General features: G+C 35.1%; 27 protein-coding genes and 1 pseudogene. 26 read left to right on the top strand and 2 right to left on the bottom strand.

Features of this window, described 5'->3' with window-relative positions; all coding sequences use genetic code 11:
- Positions 1-67: 67 nt before the first annotated feature.
- Positions 68-184 (top strand): annotated as a pseudogene (locus HCD_RS09800) (UvrB/UvrC motif-containing protein); the annotation flags it as partial.
- Here HCD_RS09800 and HCD_RS07430 read toward each other — a convergent pair.
- Positions 181-729 (bottom strand): hypothetical protein, encoded by a 549-nt coding sequence (locus HCD_RS07430; protein ID WP_014659954.1) that lies wholly within the window; start codon positions 727-729, stop codon positions 181-183. The pseudogene HCD_RS09800 and the gene HCD_RS07430 sit on opposite strands and share 4 nt — an antisense overlap.
- 1 nt (position 730) lies before the next feature.
- Positions 731-1,693: a type II restriction endonuclease gene (locus HCD_RS07425; protein ID WP_014659953.1), complete on the bottom strand. Its 963-nt coding sequence runs from the start codon at positions 1,691-1,693 to the stop codon at positions 731-733.
- A 68-nt stretch (positions 1,694-1,761) separates the two neighbouring features.
- Between HCD_RS07425 and HCD_RS07420 the strand changes: the two genes are divergently transcribed.
- From HCD_RS07420 to HCD_RS07300, 25 genes are all read left to right on the top strand, one after another.
- On the top strand, positions 1,762-3,051 hold the full coding sequence (locus tag HCD_RS07420; protein WP_014659952.1) for a DUF2130 domain-containing protein: 1,290 nt from the start codon (positions 1,762-1,764) through the stop codon (positions 3,049-3,051).
- A gap of 67 nt (positions 3,052-3,118) precedes the next feature.
- Positions 3,119-5,497, top strand: coding sequence for an AAA family ATPase (locus HCD_RS07415; protein ID WP_014659951.1), 2,379 nt, complete (start codon positions 3,119-3,121; stop codon positions 5,495-5,497).
- A 202-nt stretch (positions 5,498-5,699) separates the two neighbouring features.
- Entirely contained in the window at positions 5,700-6,611 is a 912-nt protein-coding gene (gene fmt / locus HCD_RS07410; protein WP_014659950.1) for a methionyl-tRNA formyltransferase, read from the top strand.
- Entirely contained in the window at positions 6,608-7,246 is a 639-nt protein-coding gene (locus tag HCD_RS07405) for a biotin--[acetyl-CoA-carboxylase] ligase (RefSeq protein WP_014659949.1), read from the top strand. The genes fmt and HCD_RS07405 overlap by 4 nt, the downstream gene beginning before the upstream one ends.
- Before the next feature lie 5 nt (positions 7,247-7,251).
- Positions 7,252-8,046, top strand: coding sequence for a chromosome partitioning ATPase Soj (soj, locus tag HCD_RS07400; RefSeq protein ID WP_014659948.1), 795 nt, complete (start codon positions 7,252-7,254; stop codon positions 8,044-8,046).
- A gap of 2 nt (positions 8,047-8,048) precedes the next feature.
- Entirely contained in the window at positions 8,049-8,921 is an 873-nt protein-coding gene (locus tag HCD_RS07395; protein ID WP_014659947.1) for a ParB/RepB/Spo0J family partition protein, read from the top strand.
- Positions 8,922-9,036: 115 nt separating this feature from the next.
- Positions 9,037-9,471: a FoF1 ATP synthase subunit B' gene (locus HCD_RS07390; RefSeq protein WP_014659946.1), complete on the top strand. Its 435-nt coding sequence runs from the start codon at positions 9,037-9,039 to the stop codon at positions 9,469-9,471.
- Positions 9,472-9,474: 3 nt separating this feature from the next.
- A complete protein-coding gene (locus tag HCD_RS07385; protein ID WP_014659945.1) occupies positions 9,475-9,996 on the top strand; it encodes a F0F1 ATP synthase subunit B in 522 nt (173 codons plus the stop codon).
- 2 nt (positions 9,997-9,998) lie between these two features.
- A complete protein-coding gene (locus HCD_RS07380) occupies positions 9,999-10,553 on the top strand; it encodes a F0F1 ATP synthase subunit delta (RefSeq protein ID WP_014659944.1) in 555 nt (184 codons plus the stop codon).
- Positions 10,554-10,576: 23 nt separating this feature from the next.
- Positions 10,577-12,088 (top strand): F0F1 ATP synthase subunit alpha, encoded by a 1,512-nt coding sequence (atpA, locus tag HCD_RS07375; protein ID WP_014659943.1) that lies wholly within the window; start codon positions 10,577-10,579, stop codon positions 12,086-12,088.
- A 14-nt stretch (positions 12,089-12,102) separates the two neighbouring features.
- Positions 12,103-13,032: an ATP synthase F1 subunit gamma gene (gene atpG / locus HCD_RS07370; RefSeq protein WP_014659942.1), complete on the top strand. Its 930-nt coding sequence runs from the start codon at positions 12,103-12,105 to the stop codon at positions 13,030-13,032.
- Between the two features lie 30 nt (positions 13,033-13,062).
- Positions 13,063-14,463 (top strand): F0F1 ATP synthase subunit beta, encoded by a 1,401-nt coding sequence (atpD, locus tag HCD_RS07365; RefSeq protein ID WP_014659941.1) that lies wholly within the window; start codon positions 13,063-13,065, stop codon positions 14,461-14,463.
- A gap of 10 nt (positions 14,464-14,473) precedes the next feature.
- A complete protein-coding gene (gene atpC, locus HCD_RS07360) occupies positions 14,474-14,842 on the top strand; it encodes an ATP synthase F1 subunit epsilon (RefSeq protein WP_014659940.1) in 369 nt (122 codons plus the stop codon).
- A gap of 17 nt (positions 14,843-14,859) precedes the next feature.
- Positions 14,860-15,456, top strand: coding sequence for a MotA/TolQ/ExbB proton channel family protein (locus HCD_RS07355; RefSeq protein ID WP_041594843.1), 597 nt, complete (start codon positions 14,860-14,862; stop codon positions 15,454-15,456).
- Between the two features lie 35 nt (positions 15,457-15,491).
- A complete protein-coding gene (locus HCD_RS07350) occupies positions 15,492-15,893 on the top strand; it encodes an ExbD/TolR family protein (RefSeq protein ID WP_014659938.1) in 402 nt (133 codons plus the stop codon).
- A 21-nt stretch (positions 15,894-15,914) separates the two neighbouring features.
- A complete protein-coding gene (locus HCD_RS07345) occupies positions 15,915-16,670 on the top strand; it encodes an energy transducer TonB (protein ID WP_014659937.1) in 756 nt (251 codons plus the stop codon).
- Positions 16,667-17,923, top strand: a complete 1,257-nt coding sequence (gene tolB, locus HCD_RS07340; RefSeq protein ID WP_014659936.1) for a Tol-Pal system protein TolB — start codon at positions 16,667-16,669, stop codon at positions 17,921-17,923. The genes HCD_RS07345 and tolB overlap by 4 nt, the downstream gene beginning before the upstream one ends.
- Before the next feature lie 69 nt (positions 17,924-17,992).
- A complete protein-coding gene (locus HCD_RS07335) occupies positions 17,993-18,556 on the top strand; it encodes an outer membrane protein Omp18 (RefSeq protein ID WP_014659935.1) in 564 nt (187 codons plus the stop codon).
- 7 nt (positions 18,557-18,563) lie between these two features.
- Positions 18,564-19,604, top strand: a complete 1,041-nt coding sequence (locus HCD_RS07330; RefSeq protein WP_014659934.1) for a coiled-coil domain-containing protein — start codon at positions 18,564-18,566, stop codon at positions 19,602-19,604.
- The gene (locus tag HCD_RS07325; protein ID WP_014659933.1) at positions 19,591-20,139 is read left to right on the top strand and encodes an FKBP-type peptidyl-prolyl cis-trans isomerase; all 549 of its coding nucleotides are present in this window, start codon (positions 19,591-19,593) and stop codon (positions 20,137-20,139) included. Before HCD_RS07330 ends, HCD_RS07325 begins: the two co-directional genes overlap by 14 nt.
- Positions 20,140-20,167: 28 nt before the next feature.
- Positions 20,168-20,374: a hypothetical protein gene (locus tag HCD_RS07320; RefSeq protein WP_014659932.1), complete on the top strand. Its 207-nt coding sequence runs from the start codon at positions 20,168-20,170 to the stop codon at positions 20,372-20,374.
- A 69-nt stretch (positions 20,375-20,443) separates the two neighbouring features.
- Positions 20,444-20,644 (top strand): flagellar biosynthesis anti-sigma factor FlgM, encoded by a 201-nt coding sequence (locus tag HCD_RS07315; protein WP_014659931.1) that lies wholly within the window; start codon positions 20,444-20,446, stop codon positions 20,642-20,644.
- Positions 20,645-20,729: 85 nt separating this feature from the next.
- Entirely contained in the window at positions 20,730-21,689 is a 960-nt protein-coding gene (gene dcm, locus HCD_RS07310) for a DNA cytosine methyltransferase (protein WP_014659930.1), read from the top strand.
- Positions 21,682-22,434, top strand: coding sequence for a PDDEXK family nuclease (locus tag HCD_RS07305; RefSeq protein WP_014659929.1), 753 nt, complete (start codon positions 21,682-21,684; stop codon positions 22,432-22,434). Before dcm ends, HCD_RS07305 begins: the two co-directional genes overlap by 8 nt.
- A 42-nt stretch (positions 22,435-22,476) precedes the next feature.
- Positions 22,477-22,947: a hypothetical protein gene (locus HCD_RS07300; RefSeq protein ID WP_081482795.1), complete on the top strand. Its 471-nt coding sequence runs from the start codon at positions 22,477-22,479 to the stop codon at positions 22,945-22,947.
- Position 22,948: the final 1 nt, after the last annotated feature.

Here is a 22,948-nt window from a genome sequence, read left to right as displayed (position 1 = left end):
TACCCATTTTACATTAAAAATTATTCATACAAATTGCATAAAGCAATAAAAATATTTACAAAATAGAGATACCGAAAAAATCATCAAAGAATTAGATAAAAAAATGCGAGAGTGTGCGAAGAATTTGGATTTTGAAGAAGCCATGCGTTTGAGAGATGAAATCGCTAAATTAAAAACGCTTTAGGGGGTTAGTAAAATCTCTTTTAGCTCTTTGATTAAATCTGTAATTTCTTTTAATTCTTTAAGATTTAAGGTAAGCTTATAATTGACTTGATTATCTGGGTTCATTTGCACCAATTGTTTTTTAAATTCATTTTGTTCCATAAAATATTTTCTTTCTTTATGTATATAATTGATTTCATCTTTTTTAAAAATTCTATAAAGCAATTTATCTTCACACACCCCCAAGCAAATTAAAAAATCATAGTTATATCGTGGGTTTATGCCATTGAATTGAAAAGTGTTATTAGCCCTACCCTTTCGTGCTGTTTTAACTTCAAAGGATACGCCACTTTTAGTTTTAATATCGTATTCATCATGAATTACACCATCATTGATTATTTCATCTATGCTATCAATCACACTTTTTAAAAACTCTTCGCCAATTTGCCCTATAGCATTGGCTTCAAAATCTCTAATTTTTGAAAAAATAGCGTTGTAATCCTGCCCTAAATTTAATTCTTTGTGTTTTCTTTCAATAATTTTTAAAAAAGTTTGTTCTAAATCCATGTTAATTACCTTTTAATTTATCCAAATTGTCGCACAAGGCTTGAAAAATATGGCTTTTGCCTAAATGATAGCAAGAATTAGTCGCTAAACTTGCATATTGTGTCCAATCAATTTCTTTGAAAATGTTTTTTAGCTTAAAATTTAATGTTTCATTTTCACTCACAAAAACGACCGCAATGCCAGATTTATACTTAACTTCTTCAAAACTTTCTACAATGTGGGTGCTTTTATAAAAGGTTGATGAGATATAAAAAGACGCTTTTTTATCAAAAATCCACTCCTTACCGCATTCTCTGTTTTTAGCGAGTGAGACCGTGAAAACCTTAATATATTCATTAAAGGGTTCTTTATGGCGGTTTTGATACCAAGAAAATTCGCTTATGTTACTTTGATACTTTTTGCTCCATATTTGAAACACGCAATGCACATCTACTTCTTTATTCTTAAAATCAATGAATGCGTTTTTTTCTAAGCGTTCGCTATGAAGTAAATTCAAGCCTTTCACACGATACTTAATAGAGCCTTTTCCTTGACTTTCAAAAAACATAGGCAAAATAAAGCACACAAAATCGCTAGTTTTAGCATGATTGATAAATTCTAACGCCATAACCCCCCGATGCCCAAAAGGGGGATTACCCAAACAAATGATTTTTTTGTCTTTTTTTAATTCATAATTTAAAAAGTCGCATTGAATAAACTCATCTCTTTTAGGCTCAATATCTATACCTATGCGTCTATCTTTAGGAAACAAATCATAAAACACTCCATTGCCTGCACTAGGTTCTAAAAAAATAAAATCATCTAAGTTTTCGTATTTTTTAATGATTTCACAAGCTTTTTGAAAGCATTTTAAAGCTACGCTAGGTTTAGTGAAATACTTATCTAACACATTGTTAGCGTTAGCTTTCATTGCATTACCATTGACATAGCGTTTGGTGGTAAGTTCTTTAAATAAATTTTGCATGGGGTATTTTAACACAGATTTTATATTGATTTTATACAATACAAAAAACAAAGTCTTAAGGAGAAATCATGCAAGAAAATCATATTACCTGTCCTAAGTGTCAAGCATTAATCAATGTGAGTGAAGTGCTATACAAACAGGTGGAGCTAGAAAATCAAAACAAGTTTTTAACCCAGCAAAAAGAGTTTGAAAAAGAGATAAACGAAAAAAGACAGCAATATAAAAACCATTTGAAAGCTTTAGAACAAAAAGAACAGGCATTAAAACAACAAGAGCAAGACCAAAAAATAAGATTTGATGATGAGGTCAAAAGAGCGAGTGCTTTAGCTTTACAAGATGAAAGGCTTAAAATCATTGAAGAAGCTAGAAAAAACGCTTTTTTAGAGCAACAAAAGAGCTTAGAATTATTAAAAAAAGAACTAGATGAGAAGTCTAAACAAGTCCAAGAACTACACCAAAAAGAAGCCGAAATTGAGAGATTAAAGAGAGAAAATAATGAAGCAGAAAGCAAATTAAAAGCCGAAAATGAAAAAAGGTTGAATGAAAAGTTAATTTTAGAAAGAGAAAGAATACAAAAAGCCTTGCATGAAGAAAATGAGCTGAGATTCAAGCAAAAAGAAGAGCAATTAGAAATACTAAAAAACGAGTTGAGAAACGCTCAAAGAAAGGCCGAGCTAAGCTCACAGCAACTCCAAGGCGAAGTGCAAGAATTAGCGATTGAAGAGTTCTTAAAAGAAAAATTTCCCCTAGATTGTATCGAAGAGGTCAAAAAGGGGCAAAGGGGGGGCGATTGTATTCAAGTGGTGCATACTAATGAGTTTCAAAATTGCGGAAAAATCTATTATGAGAGCAAACGCACCAAAGAGTTTCAAAAAACTTGGATTGAAAAACTTAAAAGCGATATGCGAGAGATTGGGGCTGATGTGGGGGTTATTGTGAGTGAAGTCTTACCCAAAGAAATGCAGAGAATGGGGCTAGTTCAAGGGGTGTGGGTGTGTTCTTTTGAAGAGTTTAAGGGGTTAAGTGCGGTATTAAGAGAGGGGGTTATTAAAGTGAGTTTGGCTAAGAGAAGTCAAGAAAATAAAAGCGATAAAATGAGCTTGCTCTATCATTATCTCACAAGCTCTGAATTTGTCATGCAAGTGGAGGCGATTGTGGAAGGGTTTAGTCAAATGAAAGCGGATTTAGAAAGCGAAAAACGCTCTATGGCTAGGATTTGGAAAAGTAGGGAAAAACAAATTGAAAAAGTGTTAGATAACACCATTAATATGTATGGCTCTATTAAGGGCATTGCTGGTAATGCCATAGGACAAGTGAAGGCGTTGGAGCTTGGGTATGAAGTGGACAATATAGAATAATGTTCTTAATTTTTTCATATAAAAAGTGATGTATAATAGTTCTAAATGATAATGGGAGTTATGGATTGTGATTAAAAAAATTGATATAGAAAGTTTTGGTTCATATGAGAATTATAAATTCCCTAAAGATAAGGAATTTAAAAAAATTAATATTATTTATGGAAGAAACTATGCTGGCAAAACAACATTATCTAGGATATTTCAGTGTTTAGAAAACAAACAGCTACATAAGGATTATGAAAAAACACAATTTTGTTTTACTTTAGATGACAAACTTCAGATTGATGAAAATACAATTTCTGAGAATAATGTAGAAATTTGTGTCTATAACACAGATTTTGTTAAGAGTAATTTAAGTTGGTTGCATACAGAAAATGGGAGTATTGAGCCTTTTATTGTCTTGGGAGATTCCAATAATGAATTGGAAAAAGAAATTAAAAGTATTGAGATGGCGTATGGTGAGTTACAAGAAAGTTTAGGAGAGAAACAAAAGGAATATAGCGAACAAGAACATGGTTTGAAGGCTTCTTCAGATAGCCTTGCAAGCAAATTGACAGAACAAGCCAAAGAGATAAAGGATAGTGGGATATATTATTTAAAATCTAGCCATTATGATAAAAGAGGGCTTGAAAATGATATTAACAAGATTTCTGAAAAAGAATTAAAAGACTTCTTTTTAGAAGAAGATACTATTAATAAGAACAAACAAATAGCCAAAGAAGAAGTCAAGAAGTCTATTCCTATTTTTTCTATGCCTAATTTAAATTTTGAGCAAGATTGTTTAAAAGCTCAAGAGATTTTAAAAAAGACTATCAAGCTTTCTGAGCCTATAAAAGAGCTATTGGAAGATAGTGTTTTGCAAGAGTGGGTTAGGCAAGGTAGGAAATATCATGAAGGCAAAAGGGAATTATGTGCGTTTTGTAAGAACCCTATAGATAAGCGATTATATGAGAAATTAGATTTGCATTTTAATAAAGAGTCTGAAGAATTAAGGGAACAGTTTCAAAAAATGATTAAGGATTTTGAAAACAAACAGAATAAGTTAGATAGCCTTATTGATATAAAAGAGAGCGACTTTTATAATGAATTAGCAAGTGATTTTTGTAAATGTTTGGAACAATATCAAAACTTAAATAAGGGTTACAAAGATACTATACAAAATTTTATTGTTGCATTAACAGAGCGAGAAAAGGATATTTTCACTCCCAAAGAAATTCCCAAAATTGAAATTTCCTATAAAGACTTAACTACTAAATCAAAAGTTTTAGAAAATGAAATCAATAAGTTGATTGAGAAAAACAATCAAAGGACAGAGAACTTTGAAAGAGAAAGAGATGGTGCTAGAGACGCTTTGCGTTTGGATAAAGTAGCAAGATTTACACAAACGATTAGGTATAGAGAAGAAACAGAAAAAATAAAGGATATGGATAGTAAAAAGAAAAGTTTAGGAGAGGAAATAAAGAGCTTAGGCGAAAAAAGTAATATATTAAAGGCAAAGCAAGAAAAGCTAAAGCTAGAATTAAAAAATGAAGACAAAGGTGCTGGGCGTGTGAATGAATATTTAGATAGATATTTTTCACATAGGGGATTAAGGCTATATTCAGTAGATAAAAATGGTGTTGAAGGCATTAAGTATGAAGTGCAAAGAGAGTATAGGGGAGAGTATAAAAAGGCTAAGAATTTAAGTGAGGGTGAATGCAGTTTGATTTCTTTTTGTTATTTTATGGCAAAACATAAAGATAAATTTACAAATGCTACTTCCAAAACAATTATTTACATTGACGACCCTATTTCTAGCTTAGATAATAACCATATTTTTTCTGTGTTTGGTTTGATTGAGTCTTGTATTGTTGAAGAAAAATGTTTTAAACAGCTATTTATCTCTACGCACAATCTAGATTTTTTGAGATATTTAAAGCAATTTGTTAAAAAGGGAGCAAAAACATTTCTGATTGAGAATGATAGCAATAGAACAAGTTGCTTAAAGTTGATGCCAGACTATATGGCAAAATATACAACAGAGTTTCAGTATTTGTTTGGTGAATTATATAAAATATACAATAATAGCAACAAAGAAGTCAATGATGAAAATTATAGTTTATATTATAATGCAGGTAATAATTTAAGAAAATTTTTAGAATGTTATTTATTTTATAAATATCCAAACGATGATAATTTTTCAAAAAATTTGGATAAGTTATTTGATAACAGTCCTGAAAGCGGGAAAATCAATCGTTTTGCTAATGAGTTATCGCATTTGACACATATAGATAGAGGTCAAAAGCCTATAGATATTCCTGAGATTAAGGATTGCATTCAAGCTGTTATGGAAAAACTTCAAGAAAAAGACAAAGAGCAATTTGAGGCATTAAAAGAAAGTGTTGGAGTCAAAGAAAGGAATACTAAGGACAATAAAGAAAAAGACAAAAACAAAAAACATCAATAGCGGAAGAATGTATTATATAACCGTTAATGCTAAGTGTATTTTTGTTTACGCAGGGAAGTTGCAAAATTTTCTAGAGTTGTCAGGTGTTATCATTTTTATTGCGTTAAAACAGCATTTGATTTGAATTTCCAATAAGATTTCTATGCTTTTCTTATGATAATATATCGTTAATTAAGAATACCAATGAACTAAAAGGGATAATATGCGTATTGTATTTATGGGAACGCCTAGTTTTGCTGAAGTTATTTTAAGGGCGTTGATTGAAGATAAGGAACTAGAAGTGGTGGGGCTATTCACTCAAATGGATAAACCCTTTGGCCGTAAAAAAGAATTGAAAGCCCCAGAGACTAAAACATACATTACAGAGAATCGTTTGGATATTCCTATTTTTCAACCCAAAAGTTTAAAAGAGCCTGAAGTGCAGATTTTAAAAGATTTAAAGCCTGATTTTATTGTGGTGGTAGCTTATGGTAAAATTTTGCCTAAAGAGATTTTAGAAATGGCTCCTTGTATTAATGTGCATGCATCGTTATTGCCCAAATACAGGGGAGCTTCGCCCATTCATGAAATGATACTCAATGATGATGTGATTTATGGCATAAGCACCATGCTTATGGATTTGGATTTGGATAGTGGGGATATTTTAGAAAGCGTTTCTTTTCAAAGAGAAAGCTACTTGACTTTGGATGCTCTGAGCTTAGAGTTAGCTCATAGGGGGGCAAATTTACTCCGCTCAACGCTCAAAAACTTCCATTCAATTACCCCAAAGCCCCAAGAGCATTCACTCGCTAGTTTTTGTAAAAAAATCACAAAAACGGATGGCTTAGTAAGTTTCAAAGATGCTAAAAGCCTATTCTTAAAGTCGCTTGCTTTTAAAACTTGGCCAGAAATCTTTTTAGAAAATAACCTTAAGCTTTTGGAAGTAAAGCTAGTAGAGAATGAAAAGTGTTATAAAGAAGGCGAAATTCTAGAAATTGATGAAAGGGGTGTTCTTGTAGGTTGCCTGAAGGGTAGTGTGCGTGTGGCTCAATTACAGGCTGTAGGCAAGAAGCCTTTAAAAGCTAAGGATTATTTGAATGGCAGGCGTTTAAAAGTGGGCGATATTTTAGCATGAAAAAATATAAAAAAATAGTTTTTGAGAGCTTGCCTTCCACACAAACTTATCTTTTGGAAAAACTTAAAAATGAAGCGTTAAAAGCACCCATTTTAGTCTTAGCTAAAAAGCAAAGTGCTGGGCTAGGTAGTAGGGGGAATGCTTGGGAGAGTGTAGAAAGTGCTTTGACTTTTTCGCTGGCCTTAAAGGCGAGAGATTTACCTAAAGATTTACCGATACAAGCGAGTGCTTTGTATTTGGGTTTTTTATTTAAAGAAGTCCTAAAAGAGCTAGGTTCTAGCGTTTGGCTCAAATGGCCTAATGACTTGTATTTGGGGGCTCAAAAAATTGGGGGTGTGCTAGTTAGTGTTTGTAAAGACATGCGGGTGTGTGGCATTGGAGTGAATAGGGTTTCAAAAAATTGGGCATGTTTAGATATTGATGTGAGTAATGATTTGATTGTGGAGAGCTTTTTTAAAAAAATAGAAGAAAATCTTTTTTGGGGGGAAGTTTTAAGTAAGTATGCGTTAGAATTTCACAAAAACAACTCTTTTAACTTCCATACCGATTCAGGCGGAGTGATGAGTTTAAAAAATGCGAGATTATTAGAAGATGGCCGCATTTGTATTAAAGGTAAGACCTATGTTAGGATATGAGTATTATGAGTGAAATCATTGCAGTTGCTAATCAAAAAGGGGGCGTGGGTAAGACTACAACAGCTGTCAATTTAGCGGCTTCTTTAGCGGTGCTTGAAAAAAAAATCTTGTTGATTGATTTTGACCCCCAGGCTAATGCCACTTCAAGTTTGGGTTTTAGGCGTGATAAAATTGATTATGATATTTATCATGTGTTAATTGGGCGCAAGCAAATTTCTCAAGTGATTTTAAAAACACAGATGCCTTTTTTGGATTTAGTGCCTTCAAATTTGGGTTTGGCAGGGTTTGAAAAGACCTTTTATGATAGCGTTCAAGATAAAAATAACCGCAGAGAGCTTATGCTAAAAAATGCCTTAGAAAGTGTAGCAAAGCTTTATGACTATATCATTATTGACTCCCCACCTGCTCTAGGGCCACTCACTATCAATTCGCTTTCAGCAGCCCATTCAGTGATTATTCCTTTCCAGTGTGAGTTTTTTGCCCTTGAAGGCTCAAAGCTATTGCTTAACACCATTAGAATGTTGCAAAAAAGCACTAATCCTAAGCTCAAGATCAGGGGTTTTTTACCCACGATGCATGTCCCCCAGCTGAACCTGACAAAGGGGGTTTTAGCCGAATTGTTTAGGTATTTTGACTCAGCGTTTTTTAGAGATTCAGCTACAGGCGAATACATTATGATTCCAAGAAGTGTTAAACTAGCAGAATCCCCTAGTTTTGGTAAGCCTATCTTGCTCTATGACATTAAGTCTAATGGTAGTATCGCTTATCAAAAATTAGCTCAAAGTATCCTTCAGGGGTAGTAATGGCAAAAAACAAAGTGTTAGGCAGGGGTTTAGCAGATGTTTTTCCCGAGATTACTGAAGTGTATGAACAGGGGCTATATGAAAGGGCTAATAGAGTTGTAGAGCTTGAAATTGATGAAGTGATGCCTAATCCCTACCAGCCTAGAAAGGTGTTTAGCAAAGATTCCTTAGAAGAATTAGCACAATCTATCAAAGAGCATGGTTTGTTGCAGCCGGTTTTAGTGGCGAGTGAGAATGGGCGTTATCATTTGATTGCGGGCGAAAGGCGATTAAGGGCGAGCAAATTAGCTAAAATGCCTACGATTAAAGCGATTATTGTGGATATTGAGCAAGAAAAAATGCGTGAAGTTGCATTGATTGAAAATATCCAGCGAGAAGATTTGAATCCTTTGGAGTTAGCTAAATCTTATAGAGAATTGCTTGAAAGCTATGAGATGACCCAAGAAGAGCTTTCCAAAATCGTTAAAAAATCTCGAGCCCATGTGGCTAATACTATGCGGTTATTAACGCTATCTTCTAAGGTTCAAAACGCTCTTTTAGAAGAAAAGATTACTTCAGGGCATGCAAAAATCTTGGTTGGCTTAGATGAAGACAAGCAGGAATTAGTGCTTCATTCAATTGTGGGGCAAAAACTCAGCGTGCGTCAAGCAGAAGATTTGGTGCGTGATTTTAAGGTAACCACAAATCTTGAAAATAAAAAACATGGTTTTAAAGAAACTAAAACGCTCATCGCTAAAGATGAATTAGAACGCCTTAATCAAAGTTTGTGGCATCAATACAAGCTTAAAGTATCTTTAAAAGGGGATAAAATGATTTTACAATGTTATGAAAATTCTCTTTTAAAGGCTTTTATGGAAAAAATGATGTCCTAATGCGTGGATGCTTTCAGTTTTTAAGCGTTTTTTTGTTAAGATAAAGCTAGTGTTTTTTCTATAGGAAACTAGAAGATTTAAATTATTTTATAGGATTTTAGGAAAGAAATAAGTCATGAACATATCGGTTAATCCCTATTTAATGGCAGTTGCTTTTGTGTCGTTTATTTTGTTATTGTGGACAATGAATGCGTGGGTTTATAGGCCTTTGTTAGCTTTTATGGATAATAGAAAAGCAGAAATTGAAGATAGTTTGTCTAGGATTGAAACAGATAACACGCAGAGTGCAGAAATTCGTAATCAAATTGAGACGATTCTTAAGGAAGCCACAGAGAAGCGTAGGGGGGTTGTGGCACAGGCGATTCAAAAAGCTACAGAGTCCTATGAAGCGGTTATCAAGCAAAAAGAGAATGAATTGAATCAGGAATTTGAAGCATTTGTTAAGCAACTACAAGATGAAAAGCAAGCTTTAAAAGAGCGGTTAGAAGCCCAAATGCCGGTGTTTGAAAACGAGTTGAATAAGCGTGTGGTTGCTGGTTTGGGGAGCTGATTGATGTGTTTGACTAAAAATGGGGTGGCAGTAGGATTGTTAGCTGTATTAAGTCCTTTGTGTGGGGCTGAGCTTGATATTTCACAGACAGATATTATAGAGCGTTCTTTGAATTTTCTCTTATTTGTGGGGATTTTGTGGTATTTTTTGGCTCAGAAGATGCGGGCATTTTTTCGTTCCAAAAGCCTTGAAGTCTCTAAATGCCTAGAAGAGATTCAAACCCAGCTCAAAGCTAGTAAGGACAATAAAAAGAAACTTCTTAAAGAGTTAGAACAAGCTAAAGAAAAAGCTGAACTGATTGTCTCTGATGCAAATAAAGAAGCCTATACTATCACGCAAAAATACGAGTTACAAACCAAAATAGATGTAGAGAACCTTATCAAAAACTCTAAGGCATTGATGGACTTAGAAATAAAAAAGGTCAAAAGAGAGCTGGTAGAGGGTGTTTTTAAGGGGTTGAAAGAGAGTAAAAAAGTATCCTTTAGCCCGCAAGATTGTGTGAATATTTTGAAACAAAGGCTTTAAAAATGCAAGATTTAAGGGTTATATCCAAGCACTATGCTAAGGCGTTGAAGAATTGTGCCAAAGATGATAAGGGTTTGTTAGAAGAAATAGTGCTTTGTTTTGAAAACTTGTTAGAAGCTTTGAAAATGCCTAAATTGGAGCGAGTGCTGTTTGAAACTCACATTCCTTTGAATATCAAAAAAGAAATTGTGCTAGAAATAGTAGAAAGAATAGCTTCTCAAAAGGTGTGTTTGACCTTAAAGCCTTTATTAGAGACCATGCTTAAACACAATAGACTTAAGGCGTTGGGCTTTGTAGTAGAAGAGTTGCATTCTTGCTCAAAACAAGCCGTAACTTTGAGTGCTAGGCTGTTAGTTCAAGAAAAGCTTGAAAGCTGTCAATTACAAGAAGTGCAACAAAAATTACAAGAACGCTTTAATGCTCCTATAGAGATGACTCAAGATTATTGGTCTGAAAATGGGGTGCGTTTGAATGTTTCAAGCTTGGACTTAGAAATGAGCTTTTCTAAAGAGAGTCTTTTAAGAAAATTAGAAAAACAAGTGATTCAATCTATTTAATCAATCTAAGGAGATAAAATACAATGTCCCAATTAAAATTGGAAGAAATCAGCTCAATTATTGAAGAAAAAATTAAGAATTTTGAATTTGATTTTGATATGGCTGAAGTCGGCAAGGTAGTTTCCTATGCTGATGGTGTGGCTAAGGTCTATGGCTTAAAGAATGTGATGTCGCATGAAGTGTTAGAATTTGAAACGGGGGATAAGGGGGTTGCGGCTAATTTAGAAGAAGATAATGTAGGCGTGATTATCTTTGGTTCTGGTAGCGGTATTAAAGAAGGGACAATAGTCAAGCGAGCGAAGAATTTAATGAAAATTCCTGTGGGTGATGCCATCGTTGGGCGTGTGGTAAATGCCTTAGGTGAGCCTATTGATGGCAAGGGAGAGATAGAAACAAGCGAATTTGGTCTCATTGAGCAAAAGGCACCAGGAATTATGGATAGAAAGTCCGTGCATGAACCCCTTCAGACAGGTATCAAAGCCATTGACGCACTGGTGCCTATTGGGCGTGGACAAAGAGAATTGATTATTGGAGATAAACAAACAGGTAAAACGACCGTAGCTGTGGACACCATTATCAATCAAAAGGGACAAAATGTAGTTTGTATTTATGTGGCTATCGGACAAAAAGAATCCACGGTGGTGCAAGTGGTGCGTAAGCTAGAAGAATATGGCGCTATGGAATATACGGTGGTGGTAAATGCTTCAGCTTCTGATTCAGCTGCTATGCAATACTTAGCCCCTTATACCGGTGTGACCATGGGAGAGTATTTTAGAGACCATGCCCGTCATGCCTTAATTGTCTATGATGATTTGAGCAAGCACGCCGTGGCTTATAGGGAGCTTTCTTTGATTTTGAGAAGACCCCCAGGTAGAGAAGCGTTTCCTGGAGATGTGTTCTATATCCACTCACGACTTTTAGAAAGAGCGGCTAAAGTTTCTGATGAAAGGGGTGCTGGCTCTTTGACTGCACTTCCTATTGTAGAGACTCAAGCAGGCGATGTTTCAGCTTACATACCTACTAATATTATTTCTATTACAGATGGGCAAATTTTCTTAGAGACAGATTTGTTTTATTCAGGGATTCGTCCAGCCATTAATGTGGGGTTATCGGTTTCAAGAGTTGGAGGGGCTGCTCAAATCAAAGCCACGAAGCAAGTTTCAGGGACTTTACGCTTGGACTTGGCTCAATATAGAGAACTGCAGGCTTTTGCACAATTTGCTTCTGATTTAGATGATGCAAGCAAGAAACAGCTAGAGCGTGGACAGCGTATGGTAGAAGTGTTGAAACAAGCCCCTTATTCGCCTTTACCTATTGAGAAGCAAGTGGTGATTATCTATGCTGGGGCTAAAGGGTTTTTAGATAATGTTAGTGTTAAAAAAGTGGTGGATTTTGAAGAACAATTACACCCTTTCTTAGAAGCAAAATACCCCCAAGTTTTAGAAGAGATTCGCACTAAGAAAGCGTTAGATAAGGACTTAGAAGCTATGCTTAAAAAAGTCTTAGAGGAATTTAAGCTTACTTATAGCGAGTAGGAGATTGCTACAATATGGCAAATTTGAGAGATATTAGAAAGAAAATTGGAAGCGTTAAAAACATGCAAAAGATTACGCACGCCATGAAACTCGTTTCCACTTCTAAGCTTAGAAAGGCTGAAGAGGTTGCAAGGCGTTCTAGGGCGTTCGCATTAAAATTGGATGCAGTGTTTAATGACATTTTGTCTAAAATGAGAAGCCAGGGGCTTGAAAACATTCAAAGCAAGTATTTTAGAGAGCTAGAAAGACTTGAAGTTAAAAAAGTAGATATTATTTTTATTACGGCAGATAAGGGGCTTTGTGGGGGATTTAATACAAGCACCATTAAGAAAGTTTTAGCATGTGCAAACGAATATAAAGAGCAGGGGATTAAGGTGCGTTTGCGTGGTATCGGCAAAAAGGGTAATGAGTATTTTAGCTTCAATGGTATAGAAGTTTTAGACAAGCTCAATGATTTGAGCTCTATGCCTAATTATGAGCGTTCACAAGACTTTATGCAAAAGGTGGTAAAAGACTATTTAAACGGCGAAACTGATAAAGTTGTTATTATCCACAATGGCTTTAAAAATATGATTAGCCAAGAATTAAGAGTGAAAGTTGTGTTGCCTGTAGGTCATGAAATTATACATCATGATAAAACTACACATCCTAATCAGGAGTCTCAGCATAATGACCCACAAGAGATTATTACTAGTGAGCCAAGCAATAATGAAGATGAGATACTAGATTCTTTGGCAAAGAAGTTTGTAGAATATAGCTTGTATTATGCTTTGATTGATTCTTTAGCAGCAGAACATAGTGCTAGAATGCGGGCTATGGATACAGCTACCAATAACGCTAAGGATTTGGTTAAAAATTTAACCATTTCTTATAACAAAGCTAGACAAGAGGCTATTACGACAGAGCTAGTAGAAATCAATGCTGGCGTAGAAGCCCTTAAATAAAAAATTAAATTAATCAAGGAGCAATAGAGAATGGAAGGCAAAATCATTCAGGTTTTAGGTCCTGTTGTAGATGTTGAATTTGAGTCCTATCTACCGGCGATTTTTGAAGCGTTAGATGTTAATTTTAATGTTAATGGCGTTCAAAAATCTTTAGTTCTAGAAGTGGCAGCCCATTTGGGTGGTAATCGTGTGCGAGCGATTGCAATGGATATGACAGAAGGCTTAGTGCGTAATCAAGTGGTAAAAGCTCGTGGTAAGATGATTGAAGTGCCTGTGGGCGAAGAAGTTTTAGGGCGTATTTTTAATGTTGTAGGCGAGAGTATTGACAATTTAGAACCCCTTAAGCCATCTATGACTTGGCCTATTCATAGAAAAGCCCCCAGTTTTGAGCAACAAAGCACCAAAACTGAAATGTTTGAAACCGGTATTAAGGTGATTGATTTGCTAGCACCTTATTCTAAGGGTGGTAAGGTAGGCTTGTTTGGTGGGGCTGGTGTAGGAAAGACTGTTATTATTATGGAACTCATTCATAATGTGGCTTATAAGCATAATGGGTATTCTGTATTTGCTGGTGTGGGAGAACGCACTAGAGAGGGGAATGACCTTTATCATGAGATGAAAGAAGGGGGCGTTTTAGACAAAGTTGCACTATGCTATGGGCAAATGAATGAGCCACCAGGAGCAAGAAATCGCATTGCATTTACCGGTTTGACCATGGCAGAGTATTTTAGAGATGAAAAGGGCTTAGATGTGTTGATGTTTATTGACAACATCTTTAGATACGCTCAAAGTGGTGCAGAGATGAGTGCGTTACTAGGGCGTATTCCTTCAGCGGTGGGGTATCAGCCTACACTAGCTGGAGAAATGGGGAAACTTCAAGAAAGAATTGCTTCTACTAAAAATGGCTCTATCACTTCGGTTCAAGCGGTATATGTGCCAGCAGATGATTTGACCGACCCAGCCCCCGCTTCAGTGTTTGCACATTTAGATGCAACGACGGTGTTGAATAGAAAGATTGCTGAAAAAGGGATTTATCCAGCGGTTGATCCCCTAGATTCTACTTCAAGGATTTTAAGCCCCCAAATGATAGGCGAGAAGCACTATGAAATCGCAACAGGTATCCAGCAAGTCCTACAGAAATATAAGGATTTACAAGATATTATTGCGATTTTGGGCTTAGATGAATTGAGCGAGGAAGATAAAAAAATTGTTGAAAGAGCCAGAAAAATTGAGAAGTTTTTATCTCAGCCGTTTTTTGTGGCTGAAGTGTTTACGGGGAGTCCGGGTAAGTATGTAACTCTTCAAGAGACCCTAGAAGGTTTTGGAGGGATTTTAGAAGGTAAATACGACCATATTCCTGAGAATGCTTTTTACATGGTAGGGGGTATTCAAGAGGTTTTAGAAAAAGCTAAAAACATGAAAAATTCCTAAGGATTTTCACATGGCTTTGTTGAATGTTAGCGTGGTAGTTCCTCAAGGGGAGGTTTATTTAGGAGAAGTTAAAAGCGTGGTGTTACCAGGGAGTGAAGGGGAGTTTGGGGTGCTTTATGGGCATAGCAACATGGTTTCTTTGCTTCAAGCAGGTGTGATTGAGATTGAAACAGAAAGCCAAAAAGACTATATTGCAATCAATTGGGGTTATGCAGAAATCACCAAAGAGCGTGTGGATATTTTAGCCGATGGAGCAGTCTTTATTAACAAACAGGATAGCAAGGAAGATGCGATTTCTAGGGCTAAGAAGCTTTTAGAAGATGCGAGTTCTGATAGAGTTGCCATTTCAAGTGTGCTTTCTAAAATTGAATCTCTTTAGAATTTGAGGGACTAGTTATGTTGGATTCATTGGCTTACTTTCTACATGAAAGTGGTTTGATTACTATACTTGTTATGACATGGATTTCGTTATACTTGGTTATGACTTTATGGGTTTTTGTCTATAAAAGCATTGTTTTAAAAGCCTATCTTAGGCGTGAAATGCAGTCCTTGTCTAATATTCTTAGTGGAAAACAAGATGCCCCAGAGCATTTTATGTTTAGTAATAGAAGAAAGGACAGCACTAAGAAATGCTCTAAGGAATTGTTGCAGGCTTGGAAACATCAGATTCTTAAGCAAAGCACCACCGGTTTAGCACTATTAAGTATAGTTTCTTCTACAGCCCCTTTTATTGGATTATTTGGAACTGTGGTTGAGATTTTAGAAGCGTTTAATAGTTTGGGTGCGTTAGGTCAAGCTTCTTTTGGAGTGATTGCGCCCATTATTTCTAAGGCTCTTATTGCAACTGCAGGGGGTATTTTAACAGCCATTCCAGCGTATTCTTTTTATTTGATTTTAAAACGCAAGGTTTATGATTTATCTGTTTATGTGCAGATGCAGGTAGATATTCTCTCTTCTCAAGAAACCTTGAATTATCCACGAGAGGTTTTTTAGCATTGGTGAAAGACAAATAAAGTTAGAGGGTTTTTATGAATTATGATAACTATTGGGATGAGGATAAACCAGAGCTTAACATCACGCCCTTGGTAGATGTGATGTTAGTTTTATTGGCTATTCTTATGGTTACTACGCCTACTCTTACTTATCAAGAAGAAATCGCATTGCCTTCTGGCTCAAAGACCTTTAGAGCCACTCAAGATAAAGTCATAGAAATTCGTATGGATAAGCAAGCAAAAATCTACATAGACAACCAAACTTATGAATACAATTCATTTCCAGACACATTCAACTTGCTTTCTAAGAAATACAATAAAGACACTAAAGTGAATATTCGTGCTGATAAGCATTTGACTTATGATAAAGTTATTTACTTACTCAAAACAATTAAGGAAGCCGGGTTTTTAAAGGTTTCTTTAATTACAAGCCCTTAGTTAAGTTTTTGCGGGTTTGTTATGAGTAAGAATGCACTTTTAGTTTTTTCTGGCTTCTTAGCGTTTTTACTCTATGCTTTGCTGTTGTATGCTTTGCTTTTAAACAGACATAATCAAGAAGCCCAAAAGATTCTTTTGGATTTAGGAAAGAAAGACGAACAAATTATTGACTTGGATTTAGAATATTTACCAGGCGATGAAAAAATGGCCAACAAGTCAGAAGAGGGCGATTTTCTTGAACCTAAAGACCATGAAGAGAGCCTTGAGAATATCTTTTCTTCAGTGGATAATTTTCAAGAAAAAACAGACAAGAACATTCAAAAAAATGAGCAAGATGCAGAGCAAAGGCGTTTAAGAGAACAGCAACGCCTAAGAAAGAATCAAAAAAATCAAGAAATATTGAAAGGCTTGCAGCAAAATTTGAATCAATTCACACAAAAACTTGAAAATATAAAAAGTAAGACTTTAGATTTACAAGTTCCTAAGCAAGATGGGGTAGATGATAAAGCCTACCAAGAGTGGTATGCTCAAATTTATAAAATCTTATATGGGGGTTGGAAGGGTTCTTTTTATCAAAGGGCTTCAGTCAGCGTTATCATTGTTATCACAAAGGATGGAAAATTCAGTTATACCATTCTGAGTTATTCAGATTTTAAGGACTATAATGATAGTGTGATAGCTCTTTTAGAGAGTTTAAAAAAAATAGATTTTCCCCCCTATCCTTTGGGGCATATGATTTCTATCAAGGTTAATTTTACGACAAAGGAAGAACAATGAGACAAATATGGCTTTTCTTAATATGTTGCTTAGAGCTTTTAGCGGTGGATAGGACACTAGATGTGATTAAAACTATTCAAAAGCTTCCTAAGATTGAAGTTCGCTATTCTAAAGACAATGATGCAGATTATATTTTGAAATTGCATGAAGTTTTAGTGAATGATTTAAAGATTAGCCAGCATTTTGAAGTCTCTGATGTCGGGGAGACAAGTCCTAACATGGACTACACAGAATTGAAAAATAAAAAAGTCCATTTGGTAGCCTTTGTAAGCGTAGTGGTAGAGAATAATAACAAAATAGCCCGCTTAAAACTCTATGATGTGAATACAGGTGCGTTGAAAAAGACTTTTGATTATTCTATTTCACATGCAGAGTTATACCCTTTTGCAGCCCATAACATGGCCATAGTGGTTAATGATTATTTAAAAGCCCCTTCTATTGCATGGATGCGGCGTTTTATTGTTTTTTCTAAATATGCCAAACCAGGTGTTACGACAATTGCTCTAGCTGATTACACCATGCGTTATCAAAAAGAGATTATCAAAAACAATCGGCTTAATATCTTTCCCAAATGGGCGAATGCACAGCAGACAGAGTTTTACTACACCCAGTATGGCGAAAAAACGCCTATGATTCTAAAATATAATATCCAAAAAGGCATCCATGAGACCATTGCGAGTTCTCAAGGTATGGCAGTGGTTTCTAGTGTGAGTTCTGATGGCTCTAAGATTTTGATGTCTCTAGCTCCTGAAGGACAACCTGATGTGTATTTGTATGACACACAAAATAAGACCAGCACCAAGCTCACTCGTTATCCTGGAATAGATGTTTCTGGAGTGTTTTTTGAAAATGACAAATCCATGGCTTTTGTTTCTGATAGGTCAGGCTATCCTAATATCTACATGAAGAAATTAGGCTTAAGAGAAAGTGCAGAACAGCTTCTTTATGAAGGCAAGAGCAATGAATCTATTGATGCATATAAGGATAGTATTGTTTATGTGAGTAGAGAAACTCTTAATGAATTTGGAAAAACGGTATTTAATTTAAATTTAATTTCTTCAAACAGTAGGTATATTCGCAGATTAACTGTGAATGGTTCTAATCAAATGCCGCGTTTTTCTGTTGATGGAAAAAATATCATGTATGTGAAGAAAACCGCTCAAGAATACGCTATGGGACTTATTTTATTGGACTATAATCAGAGTCTTTTATTTCCTTTAAAAAATGTAAAAATACAAGCATTTGATTGGTAAGGCTAAATTAAGCAAATATGAGTTAAAATTTGAGTTCGCTTTAAATTTTATTTTATTGGAGAATTTGCAATGAAAAAGGTTTCTGTAGTCAGCTCTTTGTTAGCTCTTTTGTTGGTTGTTGGTTGTTCTCATAAGCTAGATGATAAGACTGTAGCTGGTGATGTGGGTGCTGGTGCTAGAGCAGTCCAGAATGCACCTGTTTCTACAGAAATGGTCAAGGAAAAAGAGATTCCAGCACCTGTTGAAGAAAAACATGAAGAACCAAAGCCGATTGTTGAAGAAAAGCCATCTATCGCAAGCGGAACGGTTATAGGTTCTATTTACTTTGATTTTGATAAGTATGAAGTGAAAGAAGATGAGCAAGATGTTTTAGATGAGAGTATTCAAAAAGCTAAAGAAAACCATATGCAAGTGCTTTTAGAGGGCAATACTGATGAATTTGGTTCTAGCGAATACAATCAAGCCCTTGGCGTAAAGAGAGCTTTAAGCGTGAAGAATGCCATGGTTGTAAAAGGCTTGGAAAAAGAGATGGTTAAAACAATCAGTTTTGGCGAGACGAAACCAAAATGTACTCAGAAGTCTAAAGAATGTTACCAAGAAAATAGGAGAGTGGATATTAAACTAGTAAAGTAACTCTAAAATGAAGAGGTTTTTTTTTATCTCCCTTATCGCTCTCTTTTTTCTTAGTGGGGAGCCTTCGGCGTTTGACAGACAGAGTGGGGCTACAAAAGAAGAGCTTCAGCAGTTACAGACTAGCAGTAAGAACTTTTCTAATGTCCTGACTAAAATCCATTCGCAAGTCATTTCTAATACCCAGTCTCAAGAAGGACTAAAGAGTATCTACGAAGGGCAGGCCAATAAAATTAAAAACCTTAATGACACAATACTTTCACAAGATGAATCCTTGCGTGCCTTGAAGACTTTGCAGGAAGTGCAGGCTAACACACTCAAGCAACAATCAGAGATTTTAGAATCTCTTAGAAATGAAGTCCGCACCAATCAACAAGCCATTCAGAAACTAGAGGAACAAAATAAGCAAATGAATGAGTTGCTTACAAAGTTAAGTCAAGATTTGGTTTCAAAAATTGCTTTAATCCAAAAAGCTTTAAAAGAGCAAGAAAAGGCTGATGAATTACAGCAAAAACAGCTTGTTCAAACAGCCAAAGAGAAAGAAGCACAAAATCAAGAAAACAAAGAGCCACTTCCTAGTCATCAAGAGCAAGAAACTAAGCGTAAAGATTTTCAAGAAAAAGAGAAGGCCTTAGAAACAAAATCTGTTTTTTACAAAGATTTGTCCAAACAAAAGGAAATTTTTGAAGAAGCACTGACGCTTTTAAAGAATAAATCTTACGCACAGGCCAAAGAACGCTTGTTGTGGCTAGAGGCTAATAGTTATAGGCTTGCTTATGTGCGTTATGGACTGGGTGAAGTGGCTTATGGAGAGAAGAAATACAGAGAGGCTATTAAATATTACAAAGAAAGTGTCCTTTTAGATAAAAAGTCAGCCTACATGCCTGTTCTTTTATGGCATACGGCATGGTCCTTTAAAAAAATTAAAGATGAGCAAAATTATTATAAATTCTTAAACACTTTATTACGCTTGTATCCTTTGAGCGAGCAAGCTAAAGTGGCAAAAAAAATCATAGAAAATAAGGAGAAAAATCGTAATGCAAAACCATGATTTAGAAAATATCAAGCAAGCTGCTTTGATTGAATATGAAGTGAAAGAAAAGGATTCTATAGAGGTGTTAGATAGCAATGTCAATAAAGAACCTTTGGAGTTTATTATAGGGGCTAATCAGGTGATTATGGGACTAGAGAAAGCGGTTCTAAAAGCCAAAATTGGAGAATGGGAAGAAGTTGTCATCAATCCAGAAGAAGCGTATGGGATTTATGAAAGCAACTATTTACAAGAAGTGCCTAGAGAACAATTTGAAGGCATTGAGTTAGAAAAAGGCATGACCGTTTTTGGGCAAACTGAGGATAATCAAACGGTGCAAGCGATAATTAAGGATTTTAGCTCTACGCATGTAATGGTGGATTATAATCACCCTTTAGCAGGAAAGACTTTGGCTTTTCGTTTTAAGGTTTTGGGGTTTAGAGAAGTTAGTGATGAAGAGATTTTAGCATCTCACCACCATCATAGTGGAGGGGGTTGTTGTGGTGGACATGGGGGCAAGGGCGGAGGTTGTGGCTGTTCATGTTCGCATGGATAGTTAAAATATTCTAAAAGGTATGGGCAAAATGGATAGTTCTAATCTGAAAAATTGGTTGTTTCCTACGATTTGCTTTTTTTTATTTTGCTATATATTGCTTTTTTTAATATTTTTTATGTTTAAGAACTTGCAATCACAATCTTTTGGTTCCATAGCAGAAACGGGGAAAAAGCAGGTAACCACACCCAAGAAGTTTGGTAAAGAATTGCAAAAGCAAATTTCAAAAATCCATTAACTTTTTGCCCTTTCAACCGATATATGTTGTAACACTATTAAAAATGAGTATTAGATTAAGGATTTTGTGATGATCAATGCTATTTCTTCTCTTGCTTCAGTGCAGTCTTTAGGGAATTATAAGCGTGTAGAAAAGAATGAAAAAATTCAGGGCAGTGAAACCCCAGTCGTTGATAGAGTGGCTGAAATTAAACAGGCTATTGAAAACAACCAATATAAAGTTAATCTGCATGAAACTTCTCAAAAAATAGCTCAGGATTTGTTAGGCTAATACTGATAGCTAATTTAAAAACTGCAGAGAGGGGTTTAAAGGTTTTTGTAGTTTCTCAAACCAAGTTTTTGTGTGGTTGTCCGATATGCTGACTTTTATAGATTTTTGTTCTGGTATTGGTGGAGGTCGTTTAGGTTTAGAGCAATGCAATTTAAAATGCGTAGGGCATGCAGAAATCAATCGTGAGGCTCTTAGGACTTATGAGTTATTTTTTAAGGATACAAATAACTTTGGGGATTTGATGCAAGTCAATCCTAATGATTTGCCTCATTTTGATGTGCTAATTAGTGGGTTTCCTTGCCAAGCCTTTTCAATCAATGGTAAAAGAAAGGGCTTTGATGATACAAGAGGGACAATCATTTATGGACTTATTGATATTTTAAAAATTAAACAGCCTAAGTGTTTTTTGCTTGAAAATGTTAAGGGATTAATCAATCACAATAAAAAGGCAACTTTTAATACCATGATAAAAGCCTTGCAAGAAGTGGGTTATACAACTTATTATGAAATTTTAAATAGTGCTGATTTCAAACTAGCCCAAAATAGAGAACGCATTTATATTGTAGGGTTTAGAAAGGATTTGAAGCATCATTTTGTCTTTCCTTTAGGAAGACCAAATGATTATTGTTTTGAGGATTTTTTAGATACAACTAATGAATGCTTTTTGGATATTCATAACGCTACTTTTCAAAAATATTTGCATAATAAATATAACCACAATAAAGTTTTTTTAGATGATATTTTAGCTCTAGAAAACGCTGTTTTAGATACTAGACAATCTGATTTAAGATTATATTTTAATGTTTTTCCTACTTTAAGGACAGGAAGGCATGGCTTGTTTTATATTCAAAAAGGTAAAATTAAAAAATTAAACGCAACTGAAAGCTTGCTTTTACAAGGATTTCCTGGAGACTTAGCTTTAAAAATCAAAAATAACCCTAATTTTAAGGAAAGCCATTTGTTATCTCAAGCAGGAAATGCTATGAGTGTGAATGTGATTTCTGCTATTACGCAGCAAATGTTAAAGGCAATTGAAAGTGAGTAGTCATACAAGTTCTTTTGGCTCGTTCATCGCTAAAAATGGTTTTTTAAATGAAAAAGAAGTCGCACAAAAATTCAATAATTATCTTAATGATAAAGACGCACAGGCTTGGCTCATTATTATGGGTTATAACCTAAATAAAATTGAGCATGTTAAAGCAAGTGTGTTAAGTGGGTATAAAGCCGATATAAATGTCATCATTCAAATTAAATTAAAACAAGCCCTAGATAGCGAGAATTTACAAGTTAAATTAGTGAGCAATCAAAAAGGGTTTAATCAAATTGATAAAAGAAAGCTTAAATCTTATCAAGAAATGTGGAATATCCCCCCTAATATTTATCAATTACTTGCTTATTTTATAGGAGAATTAAAACCGACAAGAAAAGATATAAAATACCCTAATAAAAGAATGCTTATCAATGAATTTTCTCATACAGAGCAACAAGAATTATTAACATGGCTAAATGATAATAAAATGTTAATTGTTTCTGATATTTTAAAAGGTAGGGGCGAGTTTTGTGCTGAGTGGGTGCTAGTCATACAAAAAATTGACTTTAATATGAAATGGGCGTTAAAAAATATTAATGAGGTCATGCAACATTATTTTGATGATGGAAGTGTAGAAATAAGCAAAAAAGGTTCGCTTAGAATAGGAAAAATTACTATTCAAAGAAAAGGGGGTGATAATGGCAGAGAGAGTGCAAACATGCTACAATTTAAAATTGACCCTACAGAGCTTTTGGGCTAAATATTTATTAGTAATAAAACTCTAAAATGGCATAGTATTTGCTTGAATACGACTGAAACAAGAGCAAAAGGATTTGTTATGGTCGCTTTACATTCTCATTTAGAGAACGCAATCAGTCAATTACAAGAATTAATTGAGTTGACTGAATGCGACATTGAAGGCATTAAGCTTGCTAGACACACCGAAATTTTTGAAAGAAATGCTCAAAAACAGCTGGTTATCCAAGCTTTTGAAAAGGAAAAAGCTTGTGTAGATTCTCAAATGATTGCATTAAAAGGGCGTTTTCCCCATAAAGAAATGGGTGAGTTGCTAGATGAAAGAGCAAGCGAGCTATTAAGCCAAATGAGAGCCTTACTACTTTCTTTGAAGGAAAAAAATATGGCTTATTCACGCATGGCGTTTGCGGTCTCTGAGTTCTATTCTTCGTTGATTCAACAAATTATTCCCCATGACACTTGCGATTATAAAGGGGCTAGGCATGTGGGAAGCCATTTTTTAAGGGTGCAGGCGTAAA

The organism is Helicobacter cetorum MIT 99-5656 (genome assembly GCF_000259275.1).
GTDB classification, from domain to species: Bacteria; Campylobacterota; Campylobacteria; order Campylobacterales; family Helicobacteraceae; genus Helicobacter; species Helicobacter cetorum.
The sequence above is the reverse complement of the archived record's forward strand: the minus strand, read 5'-3'. Positions and strand labels throughout refer to the sequence as shown.

Bases quoted from the DNA above. Each gene is read 5' to 3' on its own strand.
- HCD_RS07425 (WP_014659953.1), bottom strand. From the start codon at position 1,693: ATGCAAAATTTATTTAAAGAACTTACCACCAAACGCTATGTCAATGGT.
- atpG (WP_014659942.1), top strand. From the start codon at position 12,103: ATGGCAAATTTGAGAGATATTAGAAAGAAAATTGGAAGCGTTAAAAAC.
- atpA (WP_014659943.1), top strand. From the start codon at position 10,577: ATGTCCCAATTAAAATTGGAAGAAATCAGCTCAATTATTGAAGAAAAA.
- atpD (WP_014659941.1), top strand. From the start codon at position 13,063: ATGGAAGGCAAAATCATTCAGGTTTTAGGTCCTGTTGTAGATGTTGAA.
- HCD_RS07390 (WP_014659946.1), top strand. From the start codon at position 9,037: ATGAACATATCGGTTAATCCCTATTTAATGGCAGTTGCTTTTGTGTCG.
- HCD_RS07430 (WP_014659954.1), bottom strand. From the start codon at position 729: ATGGATTTAGAACAAACTTTTTTAAAAATTATTGAAAGAAAACACAAA.
- HCD_RS07405 (WP_014659949.1), top strand. From the start codon at position 6,608: ATGAAAAAATATAAAAAAATAGTTTTTGAGAGCTTGCCTTCCACACAA.
- atpC (WP_014659940.1), top strand. From the start codon at position 14,474: ATGGCTTTGTTGAATGTTAGCGTGGTAGTTCCTCAAGGGGAGGTTTAT.
- HCD_RS07325 (WP_014659933.1), top strand. From the start codon at position 19,591: ATGCAAAACCATGATTTAGAAAATATCAAGCAAGCTGCTTTGATTGAA.
- HCD_RS07350 (WP_014659938.1), top strand. From the start codon at position 15,492: ATGAATTATGATAACTATTGGGATGAGGATAAACCAGAGCTTAACATC.
- dcm (WP_014659930.1), top strand. From the start codon at position 20,730: ATGCTGACTTTTATAGATTTTTGTTCTGGTATTGGTGGAGGTCGTTTA.
- HCD_RS07315 (WP_014659931.1), top strand. From the start codon at position 20,444: ATGATCAATGCTATTTCTTCTCTTGCTTCAGTGCAGTCTTTAGGGAAT.
- HCD_RS07345 (WP_014659937.1), top strand. From the start codon at position 15,915: ATGAGTAAGAATGCACTTTTAGTTTTTTCTGGCTTCTTAGCGTTTTTA.
- HCD_RS07395 (WP_014659947.1), top strand. From the start codon at position 8,049: ATGGCAAAAAACAAAGTGTTAGGCAGGGGTTTAGCAGATGTTTTTCCC.
- HCD_RS07335 (WP_014659935.1), top strand. From the start codon at position 17,993: ATGAAAAAGGTTTCTGTAGTCAGCTCTTTGTTAGCTCTTTTGTTGGTT.
- soj (WP_014659948.1), top strand. From the start codon at position 7,252: ATGAGTGAAATCATTGCAGTTGCTAATCAAAAAGGGGGCGTGGGTAAG.
- HCD_RS07385 (WP_014659945.1), top strand. From the start codon at position 9,475: ATGTGTTTGACTAAAAATGGGGTGGCAGTAGGATTGTTAGCTGTATTA.
- HCD_RS07355 (WP_041594843.1), top strand. From the start codon at position 14,860: ATGTTGGATTCATTGGCTTACTTTCTACATGAAAGTGGTTTGATTACT.
- HCD_RS07380 (WP_014659944.1), top strand. From the start codon at position 9,999: ATGCAAGATTTAAGGGTTATATCCAAGCACTATGCTAAGGCGTTGAAG.
- HCD_RS07330 (WP_014659934.1), top strand. From the start codon at position 18,564: ATGAAGAGGTTTTTTTTTATCTCCCTTATCGCTCTCTTTTTTCTTAGT.
- HCD_RS07420 (WP_014659952.1), top strand. From the start codon at position 1,762: ATGCAAGAAAATCATATTACCTGTCCTAAGTGTCAAGCATTAATCAAT.
- fmt (WP_014659950.1), top strand. From the start codon at position 5,700: ATGCGTATTGTATTTATGGGAACGCCTAGTTTTGCTGAAGTTATTTTA.
- tolB (WP_014659936.1), top strand. From the start codon at position 16,667: ATGAGACAAATATGGCTTTTCTTAATATGTTGCTTAGAGCTTTTAGCG.
- HCD_RS07320 (WP_014659932.1), top strand. From the start codon at position 20,168: ATGGATAGTTCTAATCTGAAAAATTGGTTGTTTCCTACGATTTGCTTT.